General features: G+C 29.5%; 6 protein-coding genes. All 6 read left to right on the top strand.

What is annotated here, in order from left to right:
* The first annotated feature begins 408 nt into the window (after positions 1 to 408).
* Positions 409 to 2,928 carry a 1,4-alpha-glucan branching protein GlgB gene (gene glgB / locus L3B98_RS28615; RefSeq protein ID WP_238919192.1) on the top strand — a complete coding sequence of 840 codons (2,520 nt, stop codon included), beginning with the start codon at positions 409 to 411 and terminating at the stop codon, positions 2,926 to 2,928.
* Between the two features lie 82 nt (positions 2,929 to 3,010).
* Positions 3,011 to 4,450, top strand: a complete 1,440-nt coding sequence (gene glgA / locus L3B98_RS28610; protein WP_015395620.1) for a glycogen synthase GlgA — start codon at positions 3,011 to 3,013, stop codon at positions 4,448 to 4,450.
* A gap of 27 nt (positions 4,451 to 4,477) precedes the next feature.
* Positions 4,478 to 6,913: a glycogen/starch/alpha-glucan phosphorylase gene (locus L3B98_RS28605; RefSeq protein ID WP_015395619.1), complete on the top strand. Its 2,436-nt coding sequence runs from the start codon at positions 4,478 to 4,480 to the stop codon at positions 6,911 to 6,913.
* A 13-nt stretch (positions 6,914 to 6,926) separates the two neighbouring features.
* On the top strand, positions 6,927 to 8,768 hold the full coding sequence (locus L3B98_RS28600; protein WP_238919191.1) for a glycoside hydrolase family 13 protein: 1,842 nt from the start codon (positions 6,927 to 6,929) through the stop codon (positions 8,766 to 8,768).
* 239 nt (positions 8,769 to 9,007) lie between these two features.
* Positions 9,008 to 10,168 (top strand): glucose-1-phosphate adenylyltransferase, encoded by a 1,161-nt coding sequence (locus tag L3B98_RS28595; RefSeq protein ID WP_238919190.1) that lies wholly within the window; start codon positions 9,008 to 9,010, stop codon positions 10,166 to 10,168.
* 26 nt (positions 10,169 to 10,194) lie between these two features.
* Positions 10,195 to 11,295, top strand: coding sequence for a glucose-1-phosphate adenylyltransferase subunit GlgD (gene glgD, locus L3B98_RS28590; protein ID WP_015395616.1), 1,101 nt, complete (start codon positions 10,195 to 10,197; stop codon positions 11,293 to 11,295).
* Positions 11,296 to 11,693: the final 398 nt, after the last annotated feature.

Below are 11,693 nucleotides of genomic sequence, written 5' to 3'. Positions count from 1 at the left end.
CCGATGGTACTGCATGGGAGACTGTGTGGCAGAGTAGGACGTTGCGAGGTAAGATAAAACGATAGTTATTATAACTATCGTTTTTTTGTGTTTGAAGTATTTAATTTAGAACTCAACTACAAATATATTAACTATTAGTATAACATAACTTTAATTGTAAACGGTTTGTAGAAAAGGAGTGTTAATATGAAGGGATTTTTATGATAAGAAAGGTGAAATTAGATGCACATATTATATTAGTAAAAATCTACATTCTGAATATTCTTAAAATAAATTAAATTAAAAATTTTATAAAAAATTCTAAAAAATAAGTGAAATTACGCACAAAATTTGGTAAAATGGATATATATTAAATCAAAATTAAATTAAAAAATGAGAGGGAATAAATATGGATGGGGGTATTGGCAAATGAGAAAAGATTCTAAAAATAGTAAGAGTGAAAATGAAGTTATTGTTTCAAGTATTATAGATAAATCAGAAGAGAAAGTTATAAAAGGTCTTACTAAAAAAGACATTGCAGATGGTCAAAATGCTATAAAAACTAAGCAAAGTTCTCAAAAGAAAGTTTTATCAACTGAAGAAACTAAAATAGAACCGGGTATTAAAGAAAAGGAAATTAGCGTATTAGAAGATGACAAGGATTTAAAAGAGAAAACTAAGGTTACTGCTAAAAAAACAACTGCCAAAAGAAGTACTGCTGTTAAATCTTCTTCAAGATCGCAAAAAACTCAGGATAGTGCCTTGAAAACTCAAGGTGACAGAACAAATAAATTATCTGCAACAGATGAAAATACAGAAGAGAAGATAGTTGCAAGCAAAACTAAAAAAACAGCAACCAGTACTAAATCGACAACTACAAGAAAAGCAGCTGCTAAAAAAACAATTGCGGCAAAAGCAGAGGTAAAACAAATATCTAAAGAAGTAAAATCACAAGTGAAGAAGCAACCAGCAAGAAATACAAATAAAAAGGTTGATGATAAATTGGATAAGTCAGAATTAACAAGCTTTAACACATATTTATTCCATCAAGGAAACAATTATGAGGCGTATAATATTTTTGGAGCCCACGCTAAAACTGAAAATGGGAAAAAAGGTGTACAATTTGCAACTTGGGCACCAAATGCAAAAGGTGTTTATGTTGTTGGTGATTTTAATGAATTTGAAGTAAGTGAAGAATTTAAACTTGAAAAGATTACGGAAAATGGTATATGGAAAGGCTTTTTTACAGAGCCTAAAGTTGGTGATAGATATAAATATTGTGTTATAGAAGAAAGTGGTGAAAGGGGAGAATATAAAGCTGATCCATATGCAATACAAACAGAGTTAAGGCCAAATAATGCATCAATTATATATACACCAAAGGAGTTTAAGTGGACAGATGAAAAATGGATTGTTAAAAGAAATAAAATAAATGTATTAGAGCAACCAATGAATATATATGAGATACATTTAGGATCATGGAAAACAAATAGTGAGGGTGGATTTTTAACATATGAGCAGATTGCTAAAGAATTACCTAAATATTTGAAAGAAATGAGTTATACACATGTTGAAATTATGCCTCTTGTAGAACATCCACTAGATGCGTCATGGGGATATCAAGGTACAGGGTATTATTCACCAACAAGCAGATATGGAAACCTTGAAGGGCTAAAGAAGTTAATAAATAAATTACATGAAGAAAATATAGGAGTAATAATGGATTGGGTTCCAGGACATTTTTGCAAAGATTCACATGGATTATATAAGTTTGATGGAACACCAACATATGAATATCAAGATGAATGGAGAGCCGAAAATAAAGGTTGGGGAACTTGTAATTTTGATTTAGGAAGAACGGAAGTAAAAAGTTATTTGATATCAAATGCATTATATTGGTTTAGAGAATTTCATATTGATGGTTTAAGAGTTGATGCTGTATCTAGCATCTTATATCTAGATTACAGTAGATCACATGGAGAATGGGTACCAAATAAATATGGTGGAAATGGAAATTTAGAAGCAATAGATTTTCTAAAACAACTAAATAAAGCAGTTTTCACAGAATATCCAACAGCTCTTATGATAGCTGAAGAGTCAACAGCTTGGCCTAATGTTACAAAACCTACAATCTATGATGGATTAGGGTTTAATTTTAAATGGAACATGGGTTGGATGAATGATACTTTAGAATATGTTCAAATAGATACTGAGTATAGAAAACATAATCATAAAAATATAACTTTTGCAATGATGTACAATTATGCAGAGAATTATTTATTGCCACTATCACATGATGAGGTTGTTCATGGTAAAAAATCTTTAATAGATAAGATGTGGGGAGATGAGTGGAATAGGTTTGCTGGACTTAGAGCTTTCATTGGGTATATGATGGGGCATCCAGGTAAAAAGTTGTTATTTATGGGCTCTGAATTTGCACAAGAAGTCGAATGGAGAGAATATTCACAATTAGATTGGAATCTGTTAGATGATTTAGAAATGCACAAGAAAACACAATTGTTCTTTAAAGATTTGAATAAATTATATTTAAATAATAAGGCTTTTTGGGAATTAGATCATGATTATAAAGGTTTTAACTGGATAGAAGCAGATAATAATGAACAAAGTATTTTAATTTTTGCAAGAAGAAGTAGAAGTGATGAGGATACCCTTTTGTTCGTAATTAACTTCACATCTACAGTTTATTATGATTACAGGATGGGAGTTCCATTCTTAGGTAGTTATGAAGAAATATTTAATACAGATGATACGAAATACGGTGGTTCAGGACAAATTATGGATGAAACATTAATTGCTGAAAAAGTACAATTCCACAAGCAACCATATTCATTACAAATAAAAGTACCACCAATGGCAGCCTTAGTGCTAAAGGTTAAGGAAATTAAGATGGAAATTGGAACAGATGAAGAAGTAATAGAGGAAATATAAATTAAAGCAAAGATTTAAAAAGAGATTTTAATAAAACATATAAAGAATAACTTGTTGTTTAATAGGCTGAGGGGGAAAAGTAATGAGAGTTTTATTTGTAGCATCAGAAGCTGGTCCGTTTGTAAAAACTGGAGGGCTCGGAGACGTGGCAGGAGCATTACCTAAGGCACTTGCACAAAAAAATGCAGACGTAAGAGTAGTTATACCTAAATATAAAGAACTTAATTGGCAAGTTCGAGATAAATTGAGATTTGTTAAATGGTTTAATGTAAGAGTTGGTTGGAGAGAACAATTTTGTGGAGTATGGGAAGCATATATTAACGGTGTGACTTACTATGTATTAGATAATGAAAGATATTTTAATAGGGATGAAGCATATGGACATTATGATGATGCAGAAAGATTTGCATTCTTTGATAGAGCAGTTCTTGATATGCTAAGACAGATTGATTGGCAGCCAGATTTAATTCATTGTAATGATTGGCAGACAGGAATGATTCCAGTATTACTGAAGTTTCAATATAAAAGAAATGATATGTTTTATTGGAATATGAAGACCATATATTCTATTCATAATATAGCCTTTCAAGGTGTTTTTGATCCCAATATATTGCCAGAATTATTTGGATTTGATATGGAACTATATACTAATACATGTTTGAAATTTGATGCAGGTGTAAGTTTCATGAAAGGTGGATTATATTATTCTGATATAATAACAACTGTTAGCAATACTTATGCATATGAGATACAAACACCTGAATATGGGCAAAGGTTAGATGGTGTTTTAAGGGATAGAGCATATGCGTTAAGAGGAATAACAAATGGAATAGATTATGATGAATTTAACCCTAAAACAGATAAAAATATTTATAAAAATTATGATGTCAATTCTTTAAAAAATAAAATTATGAATAAGACTGAATTACAAAAAGAGCTTGGTTTAACTGTTGATGAAAAAATTCCTATGATAGCTATGGTTACTAGATTAACACCGCAAAAGGGAATTGATTTATTAGTGAATATTTCGGATAGGTTACTGCAACAAAATATACAATTAGTTGTTTTGGGAACAGGAGATAAGCCTTATGAAGATCATTTTAAATGGTTAAATTATAGATATGGGAACAAGGTATCTGCAAATATTAAATTTGACAATAGTTTGGCAAATAAAATATATGCAGCAAGTGATATGTTTTTAATGCCTTCACTTTTTGAACCATGTGGACTAGGTCAGTTAATAGCACTTAGGTATGGATCAATTCCTATAGTTAGAGAAACTGGAGGACTTAAAGATACAGTTACTGCATATAACGAATATACTGGAGAAGGTAATGGATTTGGTTTTCAGAATTATAATGCAGATGAATTATATAATATAATTCAATATGCTTTAAATATATATGAAAATAAGAAAAAGTGGAACAGTTTGGTTAAAAATGCAATGAAGTCAGATAATAGTTGGGATAGATCAGCACAAGTTTATTTAAATCTATATCGTGAATTAACTGGAATAGATTAGCTTTGATTTTATGAGAGGGGGGATTAAATGCTAAGTATGGATAAAAAGTCATTTAAAAAAGCTTATGTTAATAAGTTTTTAGAAATGCATGGGATTGAGCTAAAGGAAGGAACAAATCAACAAAAATATGATGCATTAGGTAGTTTAGTTAGAGATTATGTTACAAGAGAATGGCTAAAAACTAATAAGAAATATAATAAAACAGGTGAAAAGCAAGTGTATTACTTTTCTATGGAGTTCCTGTTAGGTAGATTGTTAGGAGATGCATTATTAAATATAGGAATTAGAGATGTATGCAAAGAAGCCTTGGCAGATTTAAGTATAAACTTAGAAGAATTAGAGAACTTTGAGCAAGATCAAGGATTAGGAAATGGTGGGCTTGGGAGGCTTGCAGCGTGTTTCTTAGATTCAATGGCCTCATTAAATATACCAGGAAATGGGTGCGGAATAAGATATAAATATGGATTTTTTGAACAAAAGATAATTGATGGGAAACAAGTTGAGGTGTCTGATGATTGGCTAAAGGAAGGTAATGTATGGGAAAAGAGAAAGGCCGAAAAATCAGAAATCGTTAAGTTTGGTGGAGAAATAAAAGTTTCAGAGATAAATGGACGTTTGAACTTCACACATGTGAATTTTGAACCAGTACTAGCTGTTCCATATGATACACCAATTGTAGGTTATGAAAATGAAATTGTAAATACATTGAGATTGTGGAGTGCTGAAGCTGTTTCTAAGGAATTTGATTTTTCATCATTTAGCAGAGGGGATTTTCTTCAAGCGTTAAAGTATAAGAATTCAGTAGAATCAATTTCTCAAGTTTTATATCCTGAAGACTCATTTTATGAAGGTAAAATACTCAGGTTGAAGCAACAATATTTCTTTGTTTCAGCTGGGGTGCAAAGCATTATACGACATTTTAAGAAGCATGGTAAGGATATAGAATTATTTGATGAAAAAGTTGCAATTCATATTAATGATACTCATCCTACCCTTGCAATACCAGAACTAATGAGGATATTGTTGGATGAGGAAGGATTAGAATGGGATGTTGCATGGAGGATAACTACCAATACAGTATCATATACTAATCATACAATTTTAGCAGAAGCTTTAGAAAAATGGCCAGTAGATATGTTTAAGGAATTACTTCCAAGAATATATATGATAATTGAAGAGATAAATGAAAGATTCTGTAAAGAATTATGGGCAAGGTATCCTGGAAATTGGGATAAAATTGCACGTATGGCCATAATAGCAGATGACAAAATAAAAATGGCTCATTTGGCAATAGCAGGAAGCCACAGTGTAAATGGTGTGGCAAAGCTTCATACGGATATATTGAAAAAGAAAGAAATGACTGATTTCTACTATTTATATCCAAATAAATTTAGTAATAAAACAAATGGAATTACTCATAGAAGATGGTTGTTAAAAAGTAATCCTGAACTTACAAAGTTAATAAAAGATACAATAGGAGATAGCTTTATAAGGCATCCAATTGACTTGAAAAACTTTGAGAGGCATTTGTATGACAATGTTATTCTTGAACAATTAGGAAAAATTAAAAAATATAATAAGGAAAGATTAGCTAATGTAATATTGAAAAATGAAAATTTAGTTATAGATCCTAATTCAATATTCGATGTTCAAGTTAAAAGGATTCATGCGTATAAAAGACAAATTCTGAATTGCTTAAGAATAATGGATTTGTATAATCAATTGATTGATAATCCAAATTTTGATATTGTACCAAGAACGTTCATATTTGGAGGAAAAGCAGCTCCAGGATATTATTTAGCAAAAAATACAATTGAATTAATAAATTGTGTAGCAAATAAAATAAATAATGATTCTAGGGTAAATCAAAAAATAAAAGTAGTTTTTATCCAAAATTACAGAGTTTCATTAGCAGAACAAATAATTCCTGGCACCGATGTTAGTGAACAAATTTCAACTACAACAAAAGAAGCATCAGGAACATCAAACATGAAATTTATGATGAATGGAGCTATTACTGTAGCAACTTTAGATGGTGCTAATATTGAAATAAGAGATGAAGTTACAGAGGAAAATATAATAATATTTGGATTAACTGAAGATGAGGTACTTAATTACTATCAAAATGGAGGCTATAGATCTAGCGATATTTATAATAATGATGTAAGAGTGAAAAGAGTGATTGATGATTTAGTAAATGGGAAATATCATAACGATAAAGATAAATTTAAAAGCATTTATGAAAATCTAATAACTTATAATGATGAATTTTTTGTATTAAAAGATTTTGATTCATATTTAAAAGCGCAAGATAAGGTTGATGCTCTTTATAGGGATAATAGTAAGTGGCAAAGAATGTGTGGAATTAACATTGCCCATTCAGGAATATTCTCATCTGACAGAACAATTGAAGAATATGCAACAGGAATTTGGGGATCTGAAGTAATTTATAAAAATCTATAGGAGGATTAATTTAATGGACAGGATACAGGTTATACATGACTCACAAAGCATAAAATTTAGGAGACCTTTCGGAGCTGTAGAGGTTGGTCAAAAGGTAAAAATAGCTATTAATGTTGATAAAGAAATAGTAGTTGCAATAGAATTGATACAGTTTGATGGCACTAGATTAAATATGGGCATGCAAAAGGAATATTTAAATAATGGTGAATTTAGATATTCTGTTGAAATTGATACATCTGATGCTTTGGGTCTATTAGAATATTATTTTATTCTAATAGATGGATATGATAGGTTATATTATGGAAATAATGATGAACATTTAGGCGGAGTGGGTCAAATATATAATCATAATCCTGTACCATATCAAATAACTGTATATGAAAAGTCTCATATACCTGATTGGTATAAAGAAGGAGTAATATATCAGATTCTTTTAGATAGGTTTTATAATGGAAATGATGATAAGACTATAAATTCTCCAAAAGAAAATTCGTTTATATATGGAAGATGGGATGATAGTCCTATGTATATCAAGGATAATTTTGGGAGAATTGTAAGATGGGATTTTTATGGTGGTAATTTAAAAGGGGTTATAAAAAAATTGGATTATATAAAAACTCTTGGAGCAAACATAATTCAATTGAGTCCTGTTTTTAAATCTCCAAGTTGTCATAAATATGATACAGCCAATTATGAAATTGTTGATGAAATGTTTGGTACAAATGATGATTTTAAAGAATTATGTGAAGTTGCGAATAGTAAGGGGATTAAAATTATATTAGATATAGTTTTAGGCTATACAAGTTCTGATAGTAAGTATTTCAATAGATTAGGAAATTATGATGAGGTAGGAGCATATAACTCTCCAAATTCGAGATATTATGGCTGGTATAAGTTTATTAGATACCCATATCAATATGAATCATGGTGGGGGATAAATGAAAGACCTAGTATAGACTCAATGCAGGAAGGTTACATTGATTATATTGCAAGAAATAATGATTCAATTATAAAAAAATGGATAAATTTAGGTGCTAGTGGATGGAAATTGAATGTAATAGATGAACTTTCAGATAAATTTATTGAATTCATTAGAAATGAAATGGATGAATTTGGAAGGGACACTGTACTTATAGGAGATATTTGGGAAGATGCATCGAATAAAGTTAGCTACTCCAAAAAGAGAAGTTATTTAAATGGTAAAGAAGTTCAAGCTGCAACCAATTATCCGATAAGAGAAAGTTTGATTAATTTTATTAAAGGGTATATAAAATCTGATAAGTTTAAAAAGAAGTTTATGTCGCTATATGAGAATTATCCAATTGAAAGCTTTTTCGGGAATGTAAATATTGTTAGTACAAATGATACTGAAAGAATATTAACGGTTTTAGATAATAGTATAGCATTATTAAGATTACTTGTGGTAATTCAATTTACATTACCTGGAGTGCCTTTAATATATTATGGTGATGAAACAGGGATAAAGGGTGGAAAAGAACCGGATAATAGAAAGAGCTATCCGTGGGGAAAAGAAGATAAGAATCTTATTGATTTTTATTCTAAGTTAATAGGGATAAGAAATAATGAAGAATCTCTAAAAAAGGGAGATATTACTTTTTTTAAAACAGATGAAGATGTGTTGGCATTTGAAAGAAATTATGAAAATGAGAAGATATTAGTTCTAGTTAATGTATCAAAAGAAATTAAATTGATTAAAAGTGTTGATTTTAATGGCGTTTATATTAATTTATTTGATGGTAGTGAGAAATATAAATTTTCGGGTGAAGATAGTATAGTTACAGTTTTTCAAAATAATTTTAAGATATTAAAGAAGTGTAATTATAGGGATAAATAAAAAATGGAAAACATTTCAAATTTATATTGGAATTTTATGGAAAAGAATATATAATAGACTAGGTATAAAAATTATATTGTTAATTCTAGTGAATTAACGTTTTGAGATCAAACTATGATAATGTAATATGCTATAAATTACTCACATAGAAAAAATAAATTACGCATATTATTAAATATATACACATAAAATATATAATTTATCTGATGATAACTAAACATATGAGAGGAGACAATATTATGGGTAAAAATGAAATTGTAGCAATGATATTAGCAGGTGGACAAGGATCAAGGTTAGGTGTATTGACAAAAAAATTGGCAAAACCAGCAGTACCATTTGGAGGAAAATATAGAATTATAGATTTTCCGTTAAGCAATTGTTCTAATTCAGGAATATATACAGTGGGGGTATTGACTCAGTATAAACCGTTAGAACTAAATGCACATATTGGTATAGGTGAGGCATGGGATTTGGATAGAACTCATGGAGGAGTAAACATATTGCCACCATACCAAGAGGAAAAAGGGGGAGAATGGTATAAGGGAACTGCAAATGCAATTTATCAGAATATAGAATTTGTGGATAGATATGATCCAGAATATATTTTGATTTTATCGGGGGATCATATTTACAAAATGGATTATACAAAAATGTTAGATTTCCACAAAGAAAAGCAAGCAGAGGCTACGATTGCTGTAATTGAAGTACCGATGGAAGAAGCATCTCGTTTTGGAATTATGAACACTAGAGAAGATTTATCTGTATATGAATTTGAAGAAAAACCTAAAAATCCTAAAAATAATTTAGCTTCTATGGGAATTTACATTTTTAATTGGAAAACACTTAAAAAATATTTAAGAGAAGATGAAGCGGACAAAAATTCTAAGAATGATTTTGGAATGAATATAATTCCTAGTATGCTTGGAGACGGAAACAAAATGGTTGCATATCCATTTAAGGGATACTGGAAGGATGTTGGTACAATAGATAGTTTATGGGAAGCTAATATGGATTTAATTAAAGAAGATAATGAACTTGATTTGCATGATGAGGAATGGAAGATTTATTCAGTAAACCAAGTTAGACCTGCACAATATATAGGTGAAAATGCAAAAGTATCTAATTCATTGGTGGTTGAAGGCTGTGTAGTTAATGGACAAGTTGAGAATTCTATATTATTTCAAGGTGTCCAAGTAGGCAAAAACTCAGTTATTAGAGATTCGATAATTATGACAGATGCTAAAATAGGAGATAATGTGGTTATTGAGAAAGCTATCGTTGGTACTGGAGCTATTGTAAGAAAGGATTGTAAAATTTCTTTGGGTGATGAAATTGCTATTATAGGAGCAAAAGAAGAAGTTAAAATGGGTACTGTTATAGAAAATAATAAAGCTGTTTAGAAGGATATACTGAGGGGGATAAAGAAATGAAAAATTGTATTGGCATAATTAACTTAGATGAAAATGAGAATAGAATGGGTGAATTAGTAGTTAATAGATCAATTGCTTCAATTCCTATTGCAGCTAGATATAGAGTTATTGATTTCGTTTTATCTAATATGACTAATTCTGGAATTGACTGTATAGGTATTTTTACTAAAAATAGATCGAGATCTTTGTTAGACCATTTGACTAATGGAAAGCCATGGGATTTGAATAGAAAAAAGGATGGATTAAGAGTCTTTAATTTTGGTAATGATGAGCCAGTTTATGATGATGTTCATAATTTTTCTGACAATATACAATTTTTAAAGCGTAGTAGGAGAGAATATGTATTATTAGCGCCAAGCTATATGATTTGTAATATAGATTATAATGAAGTATTGGAATATCACAAAAGCACGGGAAAAGATGTAACAATTGTTTATAAGAAAGTGACTAATGCAGATGAAGCTTTTGGTGATTGTGGAGTACTGAATTTTGATGATTCTGGAAATGTTATAAGCGTTGGAGAAAATATAGGTAAAAATCCAAAAGCTAATATTAATATGGAGATGTATATATTAAAAACCGATTTATTTATTGAAATTGTTAATGAATGTATAAGTAGTGGTATGTATAGAAAAGTTAAGGAATATATTCATAACAATTTAAATTCATTGACAGCTGGAGCATTTGAATTTAAAGGTCATTTAGAGTGTATAAATTCTATAAAAGCTTTATATGATAGTAATGTTGGCCTTTTAAATAGAAAAATTAATAAAGAAATATTTAATGAAGAAAGACCAATATTTACAAAGACTAAGGATGAAGCTCCAACACATTATGCAGAGAAAAGCAATGTCATTAATTCAATTATAGCAAATGGTTGCCGTATTGAAGGAACCGTTGAAAATTGCATAATAGGAAGAAGAGTATATATTGGGAAAAACACTAAACTTAAAGATTGCATAATAATGCAAAACAGTAAAATTAATGATGATGCAGTATTAGACAATGTTATTGCAGATAAAGGCAGTGAAATAAGAAAGGGAGAAACTCTTATAGGATCTGTTATGTATCCTTTAGTTATTAAGAAAAAGAAATAGCATTAATATATAAATAGAAGATTGTTGTTGTTTTGTTTGCTTAAACGAAATATAAAACAATCTTCTATTTGATTTTGCAGTTATAATTTTTAGCTATTTCAACTAAAGAATTTTCTGTGTTTATTTCATTATTATTATATGAAATAAAGAAGTATAAATTTATAGAGAAAAATGTTGACAGGATAATAAGAACATGATATTATAAAATACGTTGCCGAGGGGTAGTACAACAGAAACGAATAATTTTAAAAAGGTTTCAAAAAGTAGTTGACTAAATCTTAAACAGGTGATATACTAAATGAGTCGCTTGAGGCGATAAAGAAAAACAACGAAAGTTGTAAGAAAGAAAATGGTCTTTGAAAATTGAACAGAATAAGATAAATACATTTAAGTAAACC

Source organism: Clostridium sp. YIM B02555 (assembly GCF_022320955.1).
In the GTDB taxonomy this organism is placed as follows: domain Bacteria; phylum Bacillota; class Clostridia; order Clostridiales; family Clostridiaceae; genus Clostridium; species Clostridium saccharoperbutylacetonicum.
Note: the sequence above shows the minus strand (reverse complement) of the source record. Positions and strands in the feature narration are given on the sequence as shown.

What these genes read in the sequence shown, in the direction of transcription:
- glgA (WP_015395620.1), top strand. Translation starts at nt 3,011, where the DNA reads ATGAGAGTTTTATTTGTAGCATCAGAAGCTGGTCCGTTTGTAAAAACT.
- L3B98_RS28600 (WP_238919191.1), top strand. Translation starts at nt 6,927, where the DNA reads ATGGACAGGATACAGGTTATACATGACTCACAAAGCATAAAATTTAGG.
- L3B98_RS28605 (WP_015395619.1), top strand. Translation starts at nt 4,478, where the DNA reads ATGCTAAGTATGGATAAAAAGTCATTTAAAAAAGCTTATGTTAATAAG.
- glgD (WP_015395616.1), top strand. Translation starts at nt 10,195, where the DNA reads ATGAAAAATTGTATTGGCATAATTAACTTAGATGAAAATGAGAATAGA.
- glgB (WP_238919192.1), top strand. Translation starts at nt 409, where the DNA reads ATGAGAAAAGATTCTAAAAATAGTAAGAGTGAAAATGAAGTTATTGTT.
- L3B98_RS28595 (WP_238919190.1), top strand. Translation starts at nt 9,008, where the DNA reads ATGGGTAAAAATGAAATTGTAGCAATGATATTAGCAGGTGGACAAGGA.